Source organism: Pseudomonas sp. USTB-Z, assembly GCF_019691255.1.
Lineage (GTDB): Bacteria > Pseudomonadota > Gammaproteobacteria > Pseudomonadales > Pseudomonadaceae > Aquipseudomonas > Aquipseudomonas alloputida.
This window is the reverse complement of record NZ_JAECZP010000009.1, coordinates 183,571-202,386: the sequence shown is the minus strand read 5'-3', so window position 1 is coordinate 202,386 and position 18,816 is coordinate 183,571. Positions and strand designations below refer to the sequence as shown.

Annotated in this window: 17 protein-coding genes and 1 tRNA gene; 11 read left to right on the top strand and 7 right to left on the bottom strand. The window is 62.2% G+C overall.

Annotated features, from left to right (window positions below):
• The first annotated feature begins 43 nt into the window (after nt 1-43).
• The 3 genes from I8746_RS13220 (at nt 44) to I8746_RS13210 (ending at nt 3,273) form a co-directional block, all read left to right on the top strand.
• Nucleotides 44-1,954, top strand: coding sequence for an ATP-binding cassette domain-containing protein (locus I8746_RS13220; RefSeq protein ID WP_088513465.1), 1,911 nt, complete (start codon nt 44-46; stop codon nt 1,952-1,954).
• Nucleotides 1,954-2,541 carry a mechanosensitive ion channel family protein gene (locus tag I8746_RS13215; protein WP_003255880.1) on the top strand — a complete coding sequence of 196 codons (588 nt, stop codon included), beginning with the start codon at nt 1,954-1,956 and terminating at the stop codon, nt 2,539-2,541. Before I8746_RS13220 ends, I8746_RS13215 begins: the two co-directional genes overlap by 1 nt.
• 99 nt (nt 2,542-2,640) lie before the next feature.
• Nucleotides 2,641-3,273 (top strand): LysE family transporter, encoded by a 633-nt coding sequence (locus tag I8746_RS13210; RefSeq protein ID WP_011953195.1) that lies wholly within the window; start codon nt 2,641-2,643, stop codon nt 3,271-3,273.
• Between the two features lie 45 nt (nt 3,274-3,318).
• On the opposite strand, the gene I8746_RS13205 is transcribed toward I8746_RS13210, so the two are convergent.
• Nucleotides 3,319-4,074 (bottom strand): slipin family protein, encoded by a 756-nt coding sequence (locus I8746_RS13205; protein ID WP_020190425.1) that lies wholly within the window; start codon nt 4,072-4,074, stop codon nt 3,319-3,321.
• Nucleotides 4,075-4,076: 2 nt separating this feature from the next.
• Complete coding sequence (locus I8746_RS13200) at nt 4,077-5,423, bottom strand: nodulation protein NfeD (RefSeq protein WP_011953197.1); 1,347 nt, start codon at nt 5,421-5,423, stop codon at nt 4,077-4,079.
• Nucleotides 5,424-5,521: 98 nt separating this feature from the next.
• On the opposite strand from I8746_RS13200, the gene I8746_RS13195 reads away from it, so the two are divergent.
• The 3 genes from I8746_RS13195 to I8746_RS13185 all read left to right on the top strand — a co-directional run bounded on the left by I8746_RS13195 (nt 5,522) and on the right by I8746_RS13185 (nt 6,992).
• Complete coding sequence (locus tag I8746_RS13195; RefSeq protein ID WP_003255874.1) at nt 5,522-5,980, top strand: aminoacyl-tRNA deacylase; 459 nt, start codon at nt 5,522-5,524, stop codon at nt 5,978-5,980.
• A gap of 61 nt (nt 5,981-6,041) precedes the next feature.
• Nucleotides 6,042-6,284 carry a DUF2789 domain-containing protein gene (locus tag I8746_RS13190; RefSeq protein WP_011953198.1) on the top strand — a complete coding sequence of 81 codons (243 nt, stop codon included), beginning with the start codon at nt 6,042-6,044 and terminating at the stop codon, nt 6,282-6,284.
• A gap of 69 nt (nt 6,285-6,353) precedes the next feature.
• Nucleotides 6,354-6,992, top strand: a complete 639-nt coding sequence (locus I8746_RS13185; protein WP_003255871.1) for a hypothetical protein — start codon at nt 6,354-6,356, stop codon at nt 6,990-6,992.
• Nucleotides 6,993-6,998: 6 nt separating this feature from the next.
• Here I8746_RS13185 and I8746_RS13180 read toward each other — a convergent pair whose 3' ends face one another.
• The 3 genes from I8746_RS13180 to I8746_RS13170 form a co-directional block, all read right to left on the bottom strand.
• Nucleotides 6,999-7,436: a CBS domain-containing protein gene (locus I8746_RS13180; protein ID WP_003255870.1), complete on the bottom strand. Its 438-nt coding sequence runs from the start codon at nt 7,434-7,436 to the stop codon at nt 6,999-7,001.
• A gap of 170 nt (nt 7,437-7,606) precedes the next feature.
• Nucleotides 7,607-9,337: a dipeptidase gene (locus I8746_RS13175; RefSeq protein ID WP_041168251.1), complete on the bottom strand. Its 1,731-nt coding sequence runs from the start codon at nt 9,335-9,337 to the stop codon at nt 7,607-7,609.
• A 162-nt stretch (nt 9,338-9,499) separates the two neighbouring features.
• A tRNA-Arg gene (locus I8746_RS13170) sits at nt 9,500-9,576 on the bottom strand.
• Between the two features lie 30 nt (nt 9,577-9,606).
• Between I8746_RS13170 and I8746_RS13165 the strand changes: the two genes are divergently transcribed.
• The 4 genes from I8746_RS13165 (at nt 9,607) to I8746_RS13150 (ending at nt 14,344) form a co-directional block, all read left to right on the top strand.
• A complete protein-coding gene (locus I8746_RS13165) occupies nt 9,607-9,825 on the top strand; it encodes an aryl-sulfate sulfotransferase (RefSeq protein WP_004576384.1) in 219 nt (72 codons plus the stop codon).
• A gap of 219 nt (nt 9,826-10,044) precedes the next feature.
• A complete protein-coding gene (gene gabD, locus I8746_RS13160) occupies nt 10,045-11,487 on the top strand; it encodes an NADP-dependent succinate-semialdehyde dehydrogenase (protein ID WP_003255867.1) in 1,443 nt (480 codons plus the stop codon).
• A 182-nt stretch (nt 11,488-11,669) separates the two neighbouring features.
• A complete protein-coding gene (gabT, locus tag I8746_RS13155; RefSeq protein WP_003255866.1) occupies nt 11,670-12,947 on the top strand; it encodes a 4-aminobutyrate--2-oxoglutarate transaminase in 1,278 nt (425 codons plus the stop codon).
• 137 nt (nt 12,948-13,084) lie between these two features.
• Nucleotides 13,085-14,344 carry a response regulator gene (locus I8746_RS13150; RefSeq protein ID WP_003255865.1) on the top strand — a complete coding sequence of 420 codons (1,260 nt, stop codon included), beginning with the start codon at nt 13,085-13,087 and terminating at the stop codon, nt 14,342-14,344.
• Nucleotides 14,345-14,446: 102 nt separating this feature from the next.
• Here I8746_RS13150 and I8746_RS13145 read toward each other — a convergent pair whose 3' ends face one another.
• Nucleotides 14,447-15,475: a sensor domain-containing diguanylate cyclase gene (locus I8746_RS13145; RefSeq protein ID WP_003255864.1), complete on the bottom strand. Its 1,029-nt coding sequence runs from the start codon at nt 15,473-15,475 to the stop codon at nt 14,447-14,449.
• 99 nt (nt 15,476-15,574) lie between these two features.
• Complete coding sequence (desA, locus tag I8746_RS13140; protein ID WP_004576383.1) at nt 15,575-16,759, bottom strand: delta-9 fatty acid desaturase DesA; 1,185 nt, start codon at nt 16,757-16,759, stop codon at nt 15,575-15,577.
• 146 nt (nt 16,760-16,905) lie between these two features.
• Between desA and dibA the strand changes: the two genes are divergently transcribed.
• Nucleotides 16,906-18,801, top strand: coding sequence for a phosphodiesterase DibA (dibA, locus tag I8746_RS13135; RefSeq protein WP_011953200.1), 1,896 nt, complete (start codon nt 16,906-16,908; stop codon nt 18,799-18,801).
• Nucleotides 18,802-18,816 lie beyond the last annotated feature (15 nt).

The following is an 18,816-nucleotide window of genomic DNA, read 5'->3' as shown; positions in this document are numbered from 1 at the left end:
CTCGCGCTATGGGCCGAGGAAGCTGGTAGACTCCGCGACCATCATGATCAGACTATCCAACCTCACTTTACAGCGTGGTCCGCAGCGCTTGCTAGAAGGCGCCGAGATGACCCTGCACGCCGGTCACAAGGCCGGCCTGATCGGCGCCAACGGCGCCGGAAAATCCAGCCTGTTCGCCTTGCTGCGCGGTGAGCTGTCGCCCGATGCCGGTGACTGCCAACTGCCCGGCGACTGGCGCATCGCCCACATGCGCCAAGAGGTCGACACCCTCGACCGCCTGGCTGTGGACTATGTACTTGACGGCGACGTGCGCCTGCGCAAGGTCCAGGCCGAACTGGCCGCGGCCGAGCAGGCCCACGACGGCACCGCACTGGCGCGCCTGCACAGTGAGCTGGAAAGCGCCGACGGCTATACCGCCGACGCCCGTGCGCGCAAGTTGCTGGCTGGGCTGGGCTTCACCAACGAACAGATGGACCGCCGTGTCGGCGATTTCTCTGGTGGCTGGCGGATGCGCCTGAACCTGGCCCAGGCACTGATGTGCCCGTCCGACCTGTTGCTGCTCGACGAGCCCACCAACCACCTCGACCTCGACGCGATCCTGTGGCTGGAAGACTGGCTCAAGGGCTACCCCGGCACGTTGTTGCTGATCTCCCACGACCGTGACTTCCTCGATGCCGTGGTCGACCATGTGCTGCACGTCGAGCAACGCAAGCTCAACTTGTACAAAGGCGGTTACACCGCCTTTGAGCGCACCCGTGCCGAGCGCCTGGCGCAGCAGCAGCAGGCCTACGAGAAGCAGCAGGCGCAGCGCGCGCACATGGAGAAGTACATTGCCCGCTTCAAGGCGCAAGCCACCAAGGCCCGCCAGGCGCAAAGCCGGATCAAGGCCCTGGAGCGCATGGAAGAGCTGTCGGCGGCGCATGTCGATTCACCGTTCGACTTTGTCTTCCGTGAATCGCAGAAAATTTCCAGCCCATTGTTGAGCCTTTCCGAAGGTCGCCTGGGTTATGGCGACAAGGCCATCCTCGACAAGGTCAAACTGCAGCTCACCCCAGGCGCTCGTATTGGTCTGCTCGGGCCCAACGGCGCCGGCAAGTCGACCCTGATCAAGAACCTTGCAGGTGAGCTGGAGCCGTTGTCGGGGCGTCTGGTTCGTGGCGAGAACCTGGCTGTAGGCTACTTTGCTCAGCACCAGCTTGACTCGCTGGACGACAAGGCCAGCCCGCTGCTGCACCTGCAGCGCATCGCCCCTACCGAGCGTGAGCAGACGCTGCGCGACTTCCTCGGCGGCTTCGACTTCCACGGTGCCCGCTGCGACGAGCCAGTGGTTAACTTCTCCGGTGGCGAAAAGGCCCGCCTGGCACTCGCGCTGATTGCCTGGGAGCGGCCAAACCTGCTGCTGCTTGACGAACCGACCAACCACCTGGACCTGGAAATGCGTCTGGCACTGACCATGGCCTTGCAGGAGTTTGCCGGTGCAGTGGTGGTGGTGTCCCACGACCGTCATTTGCTCAAGAGCACCACGGACGACTTCCTGCTGGTGGCCGACGGTAAGGTCGACACCTTCGACGGTGACCTGGAGGACTACAGCCGCTGGCTGGTCGAGTACCGCCAGCGCAGTGCGCCGGCCAGTACTGCACCGGCCAACCCGGACAAGACCGACAAGAAAGCCCAGCGCCAGGCTGCCGCAGCCTTGCGTCAGCAGTTGGCACCGCACAAGAAGGCTGCCGACAAGCTGGAAACCGAGCTCAACCAGGTGCACACGCAATTGGCCGAGATCGAGACCGCGCTGGGTGATGGTGGCCTTTACGAGGCGGCGCGCAAGGACGAGTTGCGCGACCTGCTGGCGCGCCAGACCAAGCTCAAGCAACGCGAAGGCGAGCTGGAAGAGGCCTGGATGGAAGCGCTGGAAACCCTTGAAAGCATGCAGGCCGAACTCGAGGCGTTGTCCTGATGGAGGAACTGCGTTCGCTGCTGCCAGGGCAATGGATGGACACCTTCTGGCTGGGTTTGCAGATCCTCTTGATCCTGGCCGCGGCGTTCGTCCTGCAGCGCATCATTGCTCGCGGGCTGAGCCGCCTGGGCCAGCGTTACCCGTTGCCGCCGGAGCTGCTGGTGCCCGTGCGCGGCGGCCTGCGCTGGCTGATCATGGGCAGCGCGCTGCTGTTCGTGCTGGAGCGCATGGGTGTTTCGGCGACCGTGTTGTGGACAGCACTTTCCGGCTTCGTAGCGGTAGCGGCGGTGGCCTTCTTCGCCATGTGGAGCGTGCTGTCCAACCTGTTGTGCGCGGTGTTGATTTTCACGGTCGGGCCGTTTCGCATCGGCGATGTGGTCGAGCTGGTCGACACCCTCGACAAGCCAGGCGTGAAAGGCCGGGTGATCGCTATCAACCTGCTGTTTACCACCCTGCTGGAAGTGCCCGAAGCGGGCGGGGCGCTGGTGCAGGTGCCCAATAGTCAGTTCTTCCAGAAGTCGGTGCGACGCTGGCGCGGTGCCGAGGTACAGGCCCTGCACAAAGAAACAGCTGCCGAAGCTGACTGAGCCTGCACCGGCCCCACAAATCCATCAGAAAGCACTGGTTATTTTTTCGCCAAAACCTTAGCTTAACGTTTTGCAACAAATGTTCGAGCGAGGTGTGTGATGTCGATGGAAGTATGGTTAGGCTTCTTTGCCGCCTGCTGGGTGATCAGCCTTTCACCCGGTGCCGGGGCGATTGCCTCAATGTCCAGCGGCCTGCAATACGGCTTCTGGCGTGGTTACTGGAACGCCCTGGGCCTGCAGCTGGGCCTGATCATGCAGATCGCCATCATCGCCGCCGGCGTCGGTGCCGTCCTGGCCGCCTCGGCCACGGCGTTCCAGGTCATCAAGTGGTTTGGCGTCGCCTACCTTGTGTACCTGGCCTACAAGCAGTGGCGTGCCCTGCCGATGGACATGAGCGAAGAATCAGGCGTGCGCCCGATCGGCAAGCCGTTGAGCCTGGTGTTCCGTGGTTTTCTGGTCAACATCAGCAACCCCAAGGCGCTGGTGTTCATGCTGGCGGTGCTGCCGCAGTTTCTCAATCCCCATGCACCGCTGCTGCCGCAATATGTGGCGATCACCGTGACCATGGTGACGGTCGACCTGCTGGTGATGGCGGGGTACACCGGGTTGGCTTCGCATGTGTTGCGCATGTTGCGCACGCCCAAACAGCAAAAGCGTTTGAACCGCACCTTTGCCGGGTTGTTCATTGGTGCAGCCACCTTCCTCGCGACCTTGCGCCGCGCGCCGGTCTGAAAGGCCGCATACAGGCCATTCGCGGGCAAGCCCGCGATTGGCCCATCACTCTTTCTCCTTGTCCACCAAACCCTTCAGCAGATCTATCGGCAGCGGGAAGACGATGGTCGAGCTCTTGTCCCCGGCAATCGTCCCCAGCGTCTGCATATAGCGCAACTGCATCGCCCCCGGCTCCTTGCTCAGCATTTGTGCGGCTTGCATCAGTTTCTCCGACGCCTGCAGTTCACCCTCGGCATGAATCACCTTGGCCCGACGTTCGCGCTCGGCCTCGGCCTGGCGGGCGATGGCGCGTACCATCGACTCGTTCAGGTCAACGTGCTTGATCTCGACGTTGGCCACCTTGATGCCCCAGGCATCCGTCTGCGCGTCCAGCACCTGGCGGATGTCCATGTTCAGTTGCTCGCGTTCTGCCAACAGCTCATCCAGCTCGTGTTTGCCCAGCACCGCTCGCAGGGTTGTTTGGGCCAGCTGGCTGGTCGCTACCAGAAAATCCTCGACCTGAATGATCGCTTTCTGCGGGTCGAGCACGCGAAAGTACAACACTGCGTTGACCTTGACCGAAACGTTGTCTCGGGTGATCACATCCTGCGGCGGCACATCCAGTACCACTGTACGCAGGTCGACCCGTACCATTTGCTGGATCACCGGGATCAACAGGATCAGCCCCGGCCCTTTGACCTGCCAGAAGCGCCCCAGTTGGAACACCACGCCGCGCTCGTATTCGCGCAGGATGCGAAACGCCGACAGCACCAGCATGGCCAGCACGATCAGCACAGCGCCGAAACCGACTTGCATGAACATGGTCATTCTCCTTGCGTCGCTGGGGCGGCGGCGCTCACTTCCAGCATCACGCCATGGCGCGCGGTCACCCGTACGTTCTGGCCAGTTTGCAGCGGCGTTGCGCACTGCACCTGCCATTGCTCGCCCTGAGCCAGCACGACACCACAGAAGGGGTCGCTTGCCATCACCTGGGTGACGGTGACCAGGCTGCCGACCAGGCCGGCGTCGCCGCTGACCAGTGCCCGTCGGCGGGCCTTGAGGGCCATGCCCAGCACGCCACCGATCAGGAGTGCCGAGAGCAGCGCCAAGGTGCCGATCAAGGCCAGCGGGATGCCGAAACCGGGGGCGTCGGTGTCGATCAGGATCAACGCGCCGACCACAAAGGCAACGATGCCGCCGAAGCCGACCACGCCGAAACTGGGCAAGAAGGCTTCGGCGATCATGAAGGTGATGCCAAGCAGGATCAGCGCCACCCCGGCAAAACTCACCGGCAATAGCTGCAGCGCATACAGCGCCAGCAGCAGGCAGATACCACCGACCACACCGCCCACCGCAGAGCCGGGGTTCATGAATTCGAACAACAGGCCGTAAACGCCGATCATGATCAGGATCAGCGCTACGCTGGGGTTGGTGATTACCGCCAGAACCCGTGTGCGCCAGTCCGGCAGGTGCTCGACCACGCTGGCGCCTGCGGTCTGCAACTGGCGTGGCTGGCCGGCCACCTGGAGCGTTTTGCCGTCGAGCTTGCGCAGCAGGTCAGGCAGGTCATCGGCCACCTGATCGATCACGTTCAGCCGCAAGGCCTCGCTGGCGGACAGGCTGACCGCCTCGCGCACGGCCTTCTCCGCCCAGTCGGCGTTGCGGCCGCGCATCTGCGCCAGGCCACGGATGTAGGCGGCGGCGTCGTTGACCTGTTTGCGTGCGAGGGTTTCATCGTCGCCGCCTTTGGCTTTGTCGTCACTGGGCGTGCCAGGCGGGCCGCCGATCCGCACTGGCGTGGCAGCACCCAGATTTGTTCCGGGCGCCATCGCCGCGACATGGCTGGCGTAGAGAATATAGGTGCCGGCGCTGGCGGCACGGGCGCCGCTGGGGGCAACGTAACTGGCGACGGGTACGGTGCTGGCGAGAATCGCCTTGATCATCTGGCGCATGGCACTGTCCAGCCCGCCCGGGGTATCCATGCGGATAACCACCAGTTGCGCGCCTTGCGCCTGGGCCTGGCTGAGGCTGCGCACCAGGTAGTCGGCGCTGGCTGGGCCGATGGCGTCGTCGATGCCCAGCACCCACACCGCGCCGGGCGCTGCCTGGCCACCTGGCGTGATGCCAAGCAACAACAGCAGCAACAGCCAGCGCCAGCAGCGGGCGATCACCTGTCGTCACCTCATTTGCGCGTATTACACAAGTTTAGCCCCGACCACCCGTACCCGGCCTAAAATTGAGAATTGGGGGGCGAAACCGGAGGTGCATCATGCGTATGGCAAAGACCCTGCAGGCCCGCCTGGACAAGGCCAACTGCGACTACGACATCATTCCCCACCCACATTCGGCCACCAGCCTGGAGTCGGCCCGAACGGCCGGCGTGCCCGCCGAGCGGGTCGCCAAGTCGGTGATGCTCGATGACCGTCATGGCAACTACATCATGGCCGTGCTACCGGCCAACCGGCACCTGGACATGACCAAGGTGCGCATGTCCGGGGCCTGGCATCTGACCCGTGAAAGCGGTCTGCCGAGCCTGTTCAATGACTGCGAACGCGGAGCCGTGCCGGCCCTTGGCGATGCTTACCAGATAAAAATGCTGCTCGACCCGAGTCTTACCCGCCAAGGCGATGTCTACCTGGAGGCGGGTGACCACGATCACCTGATTCACATGAGCATGGAGCAGTACATGAAACTGGTGCCGCACGCCGAAGTGCGCGAGCTGTGCTGATGTTTTCAAACCAATGCCAGGCAGGCGTCGTGGACGGCTTGCCTGGCGCTAAGGAGGAACCATGGAAGCGCCGATCCATCCCTTTGCCGAACTGTTCAAGCAGCTGGGCTTGCCCGACGATCCCACGAGTATCGATCAGTTCATCACCAGCCATTCCCCGCTGAAGAACGAAATCAGGCTGGTGGATGCGCCGTTCTGGACCGACTCTCAGCGGGCATTTCTCCAGGACAGCATCATTGAAGATTCCGATTGGGCCGTGCCCTTCGATCAACTCAACGAAGCCTTGCGCCGCCCCCGAAAATAAAGCGCCGAGCGGCACCTGACGAGTGATCGGCCGTTGCTATGCTCAGGAAAACAATAAGGGGATAGCGCGATGAAAGATCCCTACGCACCAGGTTTCTGGTGTTCCGTGACGATCCTGGGCACCCTGACGGCCAGTTACTTCTATGGCATCAGACAGACGCAACAGATGAACCAGGCCGTGCATTTCCTGTACGCCGCTGCCGCAGTCACTGTAGCGGTTGCACTGGTGGCGCTGACATGGATCGCCTGGCAGCAGTTGCGCCTGAACAAGCGCGAAGTGGTGCAGGGGCGAACGTTGCTGACCATCTGGAATACCAAGGTTGCACTACGCCGCGTCGAGACGGTTTTCGACCGTTATTTCTGGGGCAGCTACTGGCATTCGGGGCGTACCTTCGAAGAGGTCATGGGCGAGCTCAGGGGCACTCCGCTGGAGCAGAGCCTGGATGCGCTGAAGCGCCAGTGCCGGGTGCTCGACCGCGAAATCCATGACCGCCATCACCACTGGCTGGCCAATGCTCGCGACCTGTCCAGCGTGGCCCAGGCGATGGCCCGTGAACGCTACCAGCTGGACCTCGGCGAGCCCACGCACAGCGGCCACGGCAATACGGCAGTGCTCAACCGTGACCTGGAAGTGCTGGTGTACACCTGGTCGGCGCGCTTGCGTAGCTTCGACCATCAGCTGGACGAACTGGAGCGCGCCTACCATTGAGGCGCTTCATTCGCCGCGGATGTACTGCTCCATTTGCTTGATCAGGCTCGCCTGTTCGTCAATGGTTTCCTTGACCAGGTCGCCGATCGACAGAAGGCCGAGCAATCTGCCGTTGTCGACCACCGGCAGGTGACGCAGGTGCCGGTCGGTCATCAGGTTCATGCAGAAATCGAGCTTTTGCTTGGGATCCACAGTGACTACCGGTGCGCTCATGATTTCGCGTACCGGCGTAGCGGCGGAAGAGCGGCCCTTGAGGACCAGTTTGCGCGCGTAGTCCCGCTCACTGACGATGCCCACTACCTGGCCACCCTCGACCACGGGCAGTGCACCGATGTTTTTCTCCGCCAGCAGTTTCAGGGCGTCGAGCACCGAGTCATCCGGGCCGATGGTGTACACGGTCTGGTGCTGGGACTTGGTCTTGAGGATTTGTTCGACGGTCTTCATACGGGCCTCTGCGGGTGAAAAAAGCACTGTCTCGGTGTAACTAAAGCATCCGGTACGGCGCTCTGCACGGCAATGCAGGAAACGGCATGGAGGCGATTGAAAAACGTCATGGCTGTTCGCTTGTGGGGGCCTTTTCGCGGCTAAAGCCGCGAAGAGGCCGGTACTGCCGATCAAAGCTTCGGCATCTGCCCGATCCGCGCCACCATTTCGCTCACCACCTGCAAGTCCAGCATGAACTGCTCCACGGTCTTGAACTCGTTGTCGTTGTGCCCGGTGTACTTCACGTCCGGCATGGCCAGGCCGAACTGGACGCCGTTGGGCAGGTCGTGGACCGAAGTCGCACCGGCGGACGTGCCGAACTCATGCTTCATCCCCAGGTTCTCGGTGGCCACAGCGAGCAGGGCCTTTACCCATTCGCCTTCAGGGTTGCGGTACATCGGCTCGTCCAGGCTGTAATCGAACGCCACCGAGGTGTTGCTTTGCCGGGTCCATTTACCCAGTTTGTCGGCCAGCTCGTCCTTGATCGTGGCGATCGGCTTCCCCTTGGGAATGCGCAGATTCACCGCCAGTTTCAAGCCTTTGTCATCCACCCCGACAAAGGTCAGCGAGGTGGTCAGCGGGCCCATGAACGGGTCCTTGAAGGCCACGCCGAGCGTGTTGCCCAGGTAGTCCAGGCCCCAGTTTTCGGCGGCGTAGCGGGCCGCGTCGGTAAAGTGGTTGTGCTTGAGCGACACCTGCTGGCCGAGGCCATTGATGAAGTCGAGCATACGCGCCACCGGGTTGATGCCGGATTCCGGCTCCGAAGAGTGTGCGGAAACACCGGTCACGGTGAGCAAGACTTGCTTGCCGTCGGCCTTGGCGTCGATGCTGAAGTCGCTTCCATGCTGCTTCACATATCTGGCACCGGCTTGCTGCAGGTGCTTGACCAGCTGTGCCGGGTTGTCAGAAATCAGGGTCGCAACCGAAGTTGTCGGGATCTGGTTGGTGGCCAGGCCACCGGTCAGGTTGACGATCTCGGCACCCTTGCCGCTGGCCGGGCGCTTGGTGAAGCTGGCCATGACCGTGCCGTAGCCTTTCTCGGCAATCACTACGGGGTAGCCGCCGTCGAGGGCCAGGTTGTAATCGGGCGTAGGGTTGCGCTCAAAGTAGTAGGGGATGGCATCACCGCTGGTTTCTTCGGTGGTGTCGATCAGCAGCTTGAACTGCCGGGCGAGCGGCAGGTTTTCGTCCTTGGCCACTTTCAGCGCATACATCGCCACCACGATGCCGTTCTTGTCGTCTTCGGTGCCGCGGCCGTACATGCGGTCACCCACCAGGGTGACCTTGAACGGGTCCAGGCGCGTACCGTCGGCCAGCTTCCAGTTGTCCGGGTTGACCGGCACGACGTCAGCGTGGGCATGGATACCGATCACTTCCTTCCCGCTGCCCAGCGAGATCTCGTACACCCGGTTGTCGATGTTGCGGAAGGCCAGGCCGAAGCGGTCGGCCAAGGCCTTGATCTTGTCGGCGATCTTGAGGAATTCAGGGTTTTCGTACTGCGGTGTACCCTCGACGTTGAAGGTGGGGATGGCTACCAGTTCACGCAGGGTTTCGGTAGCGGCTTTGCCATACTTGATGCGGGTATACAGGCCGAGCAGGCGGTTGATCTCGTCTTGTTGCTCGGCGGCCAATGGCTTGTTGGCCAGGTAGGCGTCGACGGTTGCCTCGAGGTTGTCGGCCTTGCCCAGGGCGCTGCCTTTGAGCTTGCCGAGGAATTGCCTGAAATCGCTTGGGTCGCTGCCGTCGAAGGCTTTGACGATAGCTGCGGACTGCTGCTGGGTGAGGTTGGCTTGGGCAGGCTGGGTGAACAGGCCAATGCCGGCCAGCAGCAGGGTGGTGGCGGTGAGTTTTTTCAACTGCATGGTTGTGCGCATTCCTTTGCCAATCATTGTTATGGGTTACCCGTTCGGAGAACGGGAAGACGCCCACGCTAACATCAATGACCCGTGGCACGGGAGTACCAGAAAGGTGACATGGCGCACAAACGAAAAAGCCCCGGGCTCAGGCCCAGGGCTTTCTTGATATGGCGCACTCGGCGGGATTCGAACCCACGACCCCTGCCTTCGGAGGGCAGTACTCTATCCAGCTGAGCTACGAGTGCAACGCGCACGCATGATACCCATCTGTATCGTTGACGTCCATCGCCTTGATCTGTAGCTGTTTTTACCGTGTTGGCTGTGCAGATCCCCGGGGCCGGATACACGACAATACCGATCAAACTGTCGGCCAGGGTGGAACCGGCCGTAACTGGACCCGCGTCAATGCCGTCGACTACGCTGCCGATGGCGACAGCATCATCGTTTCAGCTCACCATCAGGGTGTGTTGAACATTGGCTTTGACAAGCAGTGAAACGAATTTTGGCATCGCCCCGAGTCCGGCCGCAGCATCGTCTACCCTTCAGCGGCCATTCTGCGGGCGATTTCAGATGGGCTGTTCAACCATTCGTTCTTTTTTTCGAACAGCCTATTGTCCAACACCCCAGCAGCCGCTTAGCATTCGTTTGAGATTTCAAACGCTCGATGCCCTGCCTTGGGCGCTTTTCAACAATCAACAATTCGGGAAGCCGACATGCAGCTCAAAGACGCTCAGTTGTTCCGCCAGCAAGCCTATATCAATGGTGAGTGGCTGGATGCGGACAACGGCCAGACCATCAAGGTGACCAACCCGGCCACCGGCGAAGTCATCGGTACCGTGCCGAAGATGGGCACCGCGGAAACTCGCCGTGCTATCGAAGCCGCCGACAAGGCCCTGCCGGCCTGGCGTGCCCTGACTGCGAAAGAGCGCTCGGCCAAGCTGCGTCGCTGGTTCGAACTGATGATCGAGAACCAGGACGACCTGGCTCGCTTGATGACCACCGAACAGGGCAAGCCACTGGCCGAAGCCAAGGGCGAAATCGCCTACGCGGCCTCGTTCATCGAGTGGTTCGCCGAAGAAGCCAAGCGCATCTACGGTGACACCATCCCAGGCCACCAGCCAGACAAGCGCCTGATTGTCATCAAGCAGCCAATCGGCGTTACCGCGGCCATCACCCCGTGGAACTTCCCGGCCGCCATGATCACCCGTAAAGCCGGCCCGGCCCTGGCCGCTGGCTGCACCATGGTCCTCAAGCCGGCTTCGCAAACCCCATACTCCGCTCTGGCCCTGGTCGAGCTGGCCCACCGTGCCGGCATCCCGGCTGGCGTGCTGAGTGTGGTGACCGGCAGCGCCGGCGAAGTTGGCGGCGAACTGACCGGCAACTCCCTGGTACGCAAGCTGTCCTTCACCGGCTCGACCGAAATCGGTCGCCAGCTGATGGAAGAATGCGCCAAGGACATCAAGAAGGTTTCCCTGGAGCTGGGTGGCAACGCCCCGTTCATCGTGTTCGACGACGCCGACCTGGACAAGGCGGTCGAGGGCGCGATCATCTCCAAGTACCGTAACAACGGCCAGACCTGCGTCTGCGCCAACCGTATCTACGTGCAGGACGGCGTCTACGACGCGTTCGCCCAGAAGCTGGCCGCTGCAGTTGCCAAGCTGAAGATCGGTAACGGCCTGGAAGAAGGCACCACCACTGGCCCGCTGATCGACGGCAAGGCTGTCGCCAAGGTCCAGGAGCACATCGAGGACGCCGTCAGCAAAGGCGCCAAAGTGCTGTCCGGTGGCAAGCTGATCGAAGGCAACTTCTTCGAGCCGACCATCCTGGTTGACGTACCGAAGACCGCTGCTGTCGCCAAGGAAGAGACGTTCGGCCCACTGGCGCCGCTGTTCCGCTTCAAAGACGAAGCCGAAGTCATCGCCATGTCCAACGACACCGAGTTCGGCTTGGCCTCGTACTTCTACGCCCGTGACATGAGCCGTGTGTTCCGTGTCGCCGAAGCCCTGGAGTACGGCATGGTGGGTATCAACACCGGCCTTATCTCCAACGAAGTGGCGCCGTTCGGTGGTATCAAGGCTTCGGGCCTGGGCCGCGAAGGTTCCAAGTACGGTATCGAGGACTACCTCGAAATCAAATACCTGTGCATCAGCGTCTGATAGCACGGTAAAGGCTTTACCTCTGCCAGCGGGGCGCGAGAGCGACGTCTCGCTGGCCTTTTTTACATTGCAGTACCTGGTGGCCAGGGCGTTCACGACAGTCGATCAACGAATACTGTTCGCGAGCACTCCCAGCCGCCCCCGAATAAAAGCGCCATTCCTGTCGGCGCAATGAGGGCATTATGAGCAAAACCAACGAATCCTTGATGCAACGTCGTGTAGCTGCCGTCCCACGTGGCGTCGGCCAGATCCACCCGATCTTCGTCGACACCGCGAAGAACTCGACCGTGATCGACGTTGAAGGCCGCGAACTGATCGACTTCGCCGGCGGCATCGCAGTACTGAACACCGGCCACCTGCACCCGAAAGTGGTTGCAGCCGTGCAAGAGCAGCTGACCAAGGTCAGCCACACCTGCTTCCAGGTGCTGGCTTACGAGCCCTACGTAGAGCTGTGCGAAAAGATCAACAAGCTGGTCCCAGGCGACTTCGACAAGAAGACCCTGCTGGTCACCACCGGCTCCGAAGCCGTTGAAAACGCCGTCAAGATCGCCCGTGCTGCCACTGGCCGCGCTGGCGTCATCGCCTTCACCGGCGGTTATCACGGCCGTACCATGATGACCCTGGGCCTGACCGGCAAGGTCGTGCCGTACTCCGCTGGCATGGGCCTGATGCCAGGCGGCATCTTCCGCGCCCTGTTCCCGAGCGAACTGCACGGTATCAGCGTTGACGACGCCATCGCCTCGGTCGAGCGCATCTTCAAGAACGACGCCGAGCCGCGCGACATCGCCGCGATCATCCTCGAGCCAGTACAAGGCGAAGGCGGCTTCCTGCCAGCGCCGAAAGAGCTGATGAAACGCCTGCGCGCCCTGTGCGACCAGCACGGCATCCTGCTGATCGCCGACGAAGTACAAACTGGCGCTGGCCGTACCGGCACCTTCTTCGCCATGGAACAGATGGGCGTTGCGCCTGACCTGACCACCTTCGCCAAATCCATCGCTGGCGGCTTCCCGCTGGCCGGTGTGTGCGGCAAGGCCGAATACATGGACGCCATCGCGCCTGGCGGCCTGGGCGGTACCTACGCGGGTTCGCCGATCGCTTGCGCCGCAGCCCTGGCCGTGATCGAAGTGTTCGAAGAAGAAAAACTGCTGGACCGCAGCAAGGCTGTGGGTGAGCGCCTGACCGCCGGCCTGCGCGAAATCCAGAAGAAGTACCCGATCATCGGCGACGTCCGTGGTCTGGGCTCGATGATTGCCGTCGAAGTCTTCGAGAAAGGCACTCACACCCCGAACGCAGCTGCTGTTGGCCAGGTTGTCGCCAAGGCTCGTGAAAAGGGTCTGATCCTGCTGTCTTGCGGCACCTACGGCAACGTCCTGCGTATCCTGGTTCCGCTGACCGCCGAAGACGCGCTGCTGGACAAAGGCCTGGCCATCATCGAAGAGTGCTTCGCTGAAATCGCCTGATGTGACGCGCTTCAGAAAAAACCCGCCTCGGCGGGTTTTTTTATGCCCAGATAAGCCATGTGGCGCTATGGTTATCGGAGGATTGGCTTTGGAAGCTGCGACGGACTGTGTGTCAGGGTATTCAGGAGTAGTTGGTGATGAGCGCTGCAGCCCCCACCCCACCAAGCGTACTGATTGTAGAAGGCGATCCTTGGGTACGGGACATGCTCAGCGAGATGCTGCTCAGCGTGCGCTGTGACGCCCGCCTGCAGGTATGCGCTGACGGCGCGCAGGCGCTCAGTGCCCTGTCCAGCAAGCCGGACCTGATCATCGCTGCCCGCGAGCTGGCCGGTGTCGACGGCCTCGACCTGCTGCGCAAGGTGCGCGCCAAAGGGCCAGGGGTGCCGTTCATTCTCATGAGTAACCGCAATGACAGCGCCAGTGTGCGCGAAGCGCTGCCCCTGCACCCCACGGCTTACCTGAGCAAGCCACTGAACCTGGATAACCTGCGCAAGCGCCTGCAAGAGTTGCTGCTGGCTGTTGGCGAGGAGATTGCCTGCCCGGTACCGGCGTTGCAGGCGGGAGCCAGCCTGCCAGCCTACCTTGAGCAGCGCCGCGCTACCGCCGATGGCGGGCCGCTGCTGGCCGATGTGCAGGTAGCGATCAATCGAGCGCTGAACCCTCAGGGCCTGAACCTCAGGGTGCTCGAAGAGGAGGTGCGTAACGACCCGCAGGTGACGGCGGTGCTGATCGCTGCCGCCAATAGTGCGGCATTGCACCGTGAAGCCCCGGTGCAGACGTTGCTGCAGGCCCTGAACAAGCTTGGCAGTACCCAAAGCATGAACCTGATCCTGGGCATGACCCTCAAGCGCAGCGCACGCCTCAGCGACCCACTGTTGGCAGAGCACGCAGCCCGTTACTGGGACCTGTCACTGCACACTGCCGAATATGGCCGCACCTTGGCGCGCATGCTCGAGCTGGACGAGGGCCGTTGTTATTGCGCGGGCTTGCTGCATTGCCTGGGCGACCTGGCGGTGTTGCGCTGCCTGCAAGAGTGGCGGTTGGCCGGGGGAGACCTGGACGAGCGCAATGTGCAGCAATCGCTGGAAGAGTTTGGTGCGGCGTTCGGCTCGGCGCTGCGTACTCGCTGGCGTTTGCCGCTGGCACTGCGCGAGTTGATCGCTGCGATCTACCAGTTGGGCGGTGGCGTTTACTCGCGGGAGATCCTGGCCATGAACCTGGCTGGGCAGTTGTCGCGGCTGCCGGCTGGGCAGGGGCTGGAGAAGGTGGCCAGCGGCAAGACGGCGCGCCTGCTCAAGCTTGGCCTGCCGGAGCTGAGGCGGTTGCGCAAAGAGGAGAACCCGGAAGTAAAACCGCAGGAAGAACCGCCGGTGGCTGGGGCCGAAGTTTCCAGCTGAGATTCGGGGGCCGCATTGCGGCCCTTCGCGGGCTTGCCCGCTCCCACAGGTGTGGCGCCGGGCCCGCGAATACCGGCCAAAGCCGGTGCCCTTGCCGCCTGATCAGCCGCGGACTATCTGGTTCTTGCCCTGCCGCTTGGCCTGGTACATTGCCGCATCGGCCCGCGCATACAGGCTGTCCAGCGCCACATCCTCATCGGTCAGCTCGGTCAGCCCCTGGCTCACCGTCACCCCGTACGTCTGCTGGCCATGGCTGAAGCTCAAGTGCTGAATCTGCCGTTGCAAGCGCTCGGCAATCTGCTCCGCGACCTGGGCGTTGCAGCCCGGAAACACCGCCGCAAATTCTTCGCCGCCAATGCGTCCGAACAGGTCGCCCCGGCGTAGCACGGCCTTGCCGCTGTCGGCGATGTGTTGCAGCACCTGGTCGCCTTCCTGGTGGCCATAGCTGTCATTGATGCGTTTGAAGTCGTCGATATCCAACAGCAGGAAAGCCAGCGGTGTACCGTCCTCGCGTGCACTGTCGAAGGCTTGCTGGGCACATTCGAAAAAGTGCCTGCGGTTACTGCTCTGGGTCAGCACGTCGGTGGTGGCCAGGCGCTGCAGTTCGCCTTCAAGCTGCTTCTTCTCGGTGATGTCTTCGGCGATACCGACAATGATTACCCGGTCGCCATCGTGCTGCTGGTTGATGTAGCACTTGTCGCTCAGCCAGCGCAGTTGCCCATCGGCATTGAGGATGCGGTACTCGCGGTCTTCCACCGCGCCCTTGAGCAGTACCTGGGCCAGGCTACGCTCGGCGAACTCGAGGTCGTCGGGGTAGATGCTGTCACGCCATTCATTGTAGTCAGCCAGCACCAGGCTGACCGGGCGGCCGAAGATGCGCTCGTAGGCTGGGCTCACGTACAGCACCTGACGGGTTTCCCAGTCGAAGGCCCAAAGCACTGCGTTGACGCTGTCGAGCAACGAGCTGAACAGCTGATCACGCTCACTCAGGCGGGCAACCTCACCTTGGGCGTGGAGCAACGCCAGTAAAGTCTGGGCAGCTTCGGGAGGAGGGGTGCCGGGGAAAATCGTTGGAATGTTCTTGGCCATGTGCACGGAGCAGGTCTCAACGTGAAAGCGTGCGGCCAACATCCGGCCCGCCACGCAGGCGATATTCCGGATTCGAGTGGAGAGGCGGGGGCGAAGTTCCGAACGGCACGCCCCGTTGCGGGGCGTGCCGATCAACGGCGGTCAGGCGCCGGTCGGACGCAGCGAGTAAGTCTTGAGTTGTGCTGCGAAGTCGCGCAGTGCCTGGATGCCGCTGGTTTCGGCCTCGTGTACCCAGTCTTTCATGGCAGCCAGCATGTCGTGGCCGTTGGCACTGGTGCGCGCCCAGATCTGCTGCAGGGCCAGGCGTTTTTCGTAGATGGTTTTCAGTGCCTGGCTGTGCGCGAGCATGGACTCGATGCGCACGTGGTGGCGGTCTTCCAGCAGGCTGGTTTCGCGCGAGAGCAGCCGTTTGGCACGGCGGAAGCGGTAACGCACCGAGGCGTCGACACGGGCCAGTTCCTGTTTCACCAGCGGGCCGATCACCAGCTTGCGGTACTGGGCCATGATCTGGAAGCGGTTGTTGAGGATGGCCATGGCGGTGTCCATGTCCAGGCTGGCCTTGCCGGCCACCCGGTGGGCGATGGGCGCCACGCGCTGCACCTTGGCCAGACGCAACAGGCAGAACAAGCGGATCCACGCCCAGCCCATGTCGAACTCCCAGCGTTTGACCGAGAGCTTGGCCGAGTTGGGGTAGGTGTGGTGGTTATTGTGCAGTTCTTCACCGCCGATGATGATGCCCCAGGGCACCAGGTTGGTGGCGGCGTCGCGGCATTCGAAGTTGCGATAGCCCAGGGCATGGCCCAGGCCGTTGACCACACCGGCGGCCCAGAACGGAATCCACATCATCTGCACCGCCCAGATGGTGATGCCCAGGGTGCCGAACAGCAGCAGATCGATCACCGCCATCAGTGCGATGCCGCCCAGTTTGTAACGCGAGTACAGGTTGCGCTCAATCCAGTCATCCGGGCAGTTCTTGCCATAGATGCGCAGGGTTTCGGGGTTGCGTGCCTCTTCACGGTACAGCTCGGCACCTTTGCGCAGCACCGTGCCCAGGCCCTTGTACACCGGGCTGTGCGGGTCGTCGGGGGTTTCGCACTTGGCGTGGTGCTTGCGGTGGACGGCGGTCCACTCACGGGTGTTCTGCGCCGTGGTCAGCCACAGCCAGAAGCGGAAGAAGTGCTTGAGCGCGCCGTTGAGCTCCAGGGCCCGGTGCGCGGAGTAGCGATGCAGGTAGACCGTGACGCTGACAATGGTCACGTGGGTCATCAACAGAGTGATGCCGACCAGTTGCCAGGCCGACAGGTCGAGCAGGCCGTTATACCACATAGGTGCAAATACCCTCGAAATGCAGGGGGAAGGGCTGATTATCCCTTGGCGGGGAAATAAAACCAGTCAACCGTTGAGATAGGAGGTCACGACATGTTTCAGCCTTTATAATGCCCGCTCCTTTTTGATGGCCTTTCCCACCCGACATGTCTGTTTCCGTTCGCGACGCCTTGCGCATGGCTGCGCTGTATGTGGTGCTCTCGATCCTCTGGCTTGCGCTGGCGGAGGTGATGCTGCACAGCATGACTGACGACCCCTTGGCATTGACTGTGGGGCGGCAGATCAACGTGGTGGTCTGGGTGCTGCTCAGTGCCGTGCTGATCTACGTGTCGCGTGTGCGCCTGCTCAATTTCATCGGCCATGGCGCGCGTTTGCGTTGCGAAGACCGTGAACGGCTGCGCATGGCTGCCGCGGTGTTCGACAGTACCCTCGAGGGTGTGCTGGTGACCGACCGCCAAGGCCTGATCGTGCACGTCAATCGTGCCTTCATGCGCATCACCGGCTACCAGCAGGATGAGGTCATCGGCCAGCGCCCGAGCAAGTTCAAGTCGGGCCGCCATGGCCTGGCCTTCTACCAGGAAATTTTTGCCACCCTGGCCGAGAAGGGCGAGTGGAGTGGTGAAATCTGGAACCGGCGCAAAAGCGGGGAAATCTACCCGCAGTGGCAGACCATTTGCGCCATTCGTGATGACGAAGGTGAGCTCAGCCATTACGTGGCGGTGTTCAGTGACATCAGCGCCATCAAGCATTCGGAACAAGAGCTTGCCTACCTCGCCCACCACGACCCGCTGACCGGCCTGCCCAACCGCCTGCTGTTTACCGACCGGGTGGAGCAGGCATTGGCGGTGGCGCAGGCCAACAAGCGCGGTTGCGCCCTGTTGCTGCTGGACCTGGATCATTTCCAGAGCATAAACGACGGCCTGGGCCATACCATTGGCGACCAGTTGCTGAAGCTGGTAGGCGAGCGTCTGGGAGAGGTGTTGGGTAACGGCATGACCCTGGCGCGTCTGGGCGGCGACGAGTTCGGCGTGCTGGCCGAGAACTGCCAGCAGGTTGGCCAGGCGGGCAAGCTGGCGCAATGCATCATCGAGCGCATGCGTGAGCCGTTTCAGTTCGAGGGCAATCGTCTGTTCATCAGCGCCAGCGTCGGAATCAGCCTGTTCCCCAGCGATGCCTTGAGTGCCGAGCAGTTGCTGCGCAATGCCGACTCGGCGTTGTACAAGGCCAAAAGCAACGGTCGGGCCTGTTATGCGCTGTACACCGAAGAGCTGACCGCCCACGCCCAGCATCGGGTCGAGACCGCCGCCGAATTGCGTCGGGCCCTGGAGCAGGATGAACTGCGGGTGTACTTTCAGCCGGTACACGACTTGGCGACGGGCCGGCAGGTCGGGGTCGAGGCGTTGGTGCGATGGCAGCACCCCGGGCGCGGCCTGGTACCGCCGAGCGAGTTCATCCCGATTGCCGAACGCACCGGCCTGATTGCCGAGATCGATACCTGGGTGCTGCAACAGGCCTGTCGGCAAATGGTGCAGTGGCAGGCTGAAGGCCGGCAGCTGGCATTTGTTGGGGTGAACATCTCCAGTCGCCTGTTTGGCCAGCATGAGCTGTATCGGCAGATAGCCGAAGTGCTGCATGACACCGGCCTGGCCCCGGCCTTGCTGGAGCTGGAAGTGACCGAAAGCGCGGTGATGGAAGACCCTGAGGTGGCGCTGGAGCAACTGCACCGCTTGCGCGAACTGGGGGTGACCCTGGCCATCGACGACTTTGGCACCGGGTATTCGTCACTGCTGCGGCTCAAACGTTTGCCGGTGCAGAAATTGAAAATCGACCAAGGGTTTGTGGCTGGGTTGCCAGTGGATGAAGACGACATCGCTATTGTGCGGGTGATCATCGCCTTGGCCCGTAGCATGGGTATGCAGGTGCATGCCGAGGGCATCGAGCAGACGGAACAGGCCAGCTTCCTGTTGCAGGAGGAATGCCAGTTGGGGCAAGGGTACTGGTTCGGGCGGCCAGTGCCGGCTGAGGATCTTCGCTGGGATTGAGAGCGGGCTGCAAAG

Excerpts from the sequence above, each read along its gene's own strand:
- I8746_RS13175 (WP_041168251.1), bottom strand. The coding sequence starts at position 9,337 with ATGCAGTTGAAAAAACTCACCGCCACCACCCTGCTGCTGGCCGGCATT.
- I8746_RS13190 (WP_011953198.1), top strand. The coding sequence starts at position 6,042 with ATGGAAGCGCCGATCCATCCCTTTGCCGAACTGTTCAAGCAGCTGGGC.
- gabD (WP_003255867.1), top strand. The coding sequence starts at position 10,045 with ATGCAGCTCAAAGACGCTCAGTTGTTCCGCCAGCAAGCCTATATCAAT.
- I8746_RS13205 (WP_020190425.1), bottom strand. The coding sequence starts at position 4,074 with ATGTTCATGCAAGTCGGTTTCGGCGCTGTGCTGATCGTGCTGGCCATG.
- I8746_RS13210 (WP_011953195.1), top strand. The coding sequence starts at position 2,641 with ATGTCGATGGAAGTATGGTTAGGCTTCTTTGCCGCCTGCTGGGTGATC.
- I8746_RS13185 (WP_003255871.1), top strand. The coding sequence starts at position 6,354 with ATGAAAGATCCCTACGCACCAGGTTTCTGGTGTTCCGTGACGATCCTG.
- I8746_RS13150 (WP_003255865.1), top strand. The coding sequence starts at position 13,085 with ATGAGCGCTGCAGCCCCCACCCCACCAAGCGTACTGATTGTAGAAGGC.
- I8746_RS13215 (WP_003255880.1), top strand. The coding sequence starts at position 1,954 with ATGGAGGAACTGCGTTCGCTGCTGCCAGGGCAATGGATGGACACCTTC.
- I8746_RS13195 (WP_003255874.1), top strand. The coding sequence starts at position 5,522 with ATGCGTATGGCAAAGACCCTGCAGGCCCGCCTGGACAAGGCCAACTGC.
- I8746_RS13145 (WP_003255864.1), bottom strand. The coding sequence starts at position 15,475 with ATGTTGGCCGCACGCTTTCACGTTGAGACCTGCTCCGTGCACATGGCC.
- I8746_RS13180 (WP_003255870.1), bottom strand. The coding sequence starts at position 7,436 with ATGAAGACCGTCGAACAAATCCTCAAGACCAAGTCCCAGCACCAGACC.
- gabT (WP_003255866.1), top strand. The coding sequence starts at position 11,670 with ATGAGCAAAACCAACGAATCCTTGATGCAACGTCGTGTAGCTGCCGTC.
- I8746_RS13220 (WP_088513465.1), top strand. The coding sequence starts at position 44 with ATGATCAGACTATCCAACCTCACTTTACAGCGTGGTCCGCAGCGCTTG.
- desA (WP_004576383.1), bottom strand. The coding sequence starts at position 16,759 with ATGTGGTATAACGGCCTGCTCGACCTGTCGGCCTGGCAACTGGTCGGC.
- dibA (WP_011953200.1), top strand. The coding sequence starts at position 16,906 with ATGTCTGTTTCCGTTCGCGACGCCTTGCGCATGGCTGCGCTGTATGTG.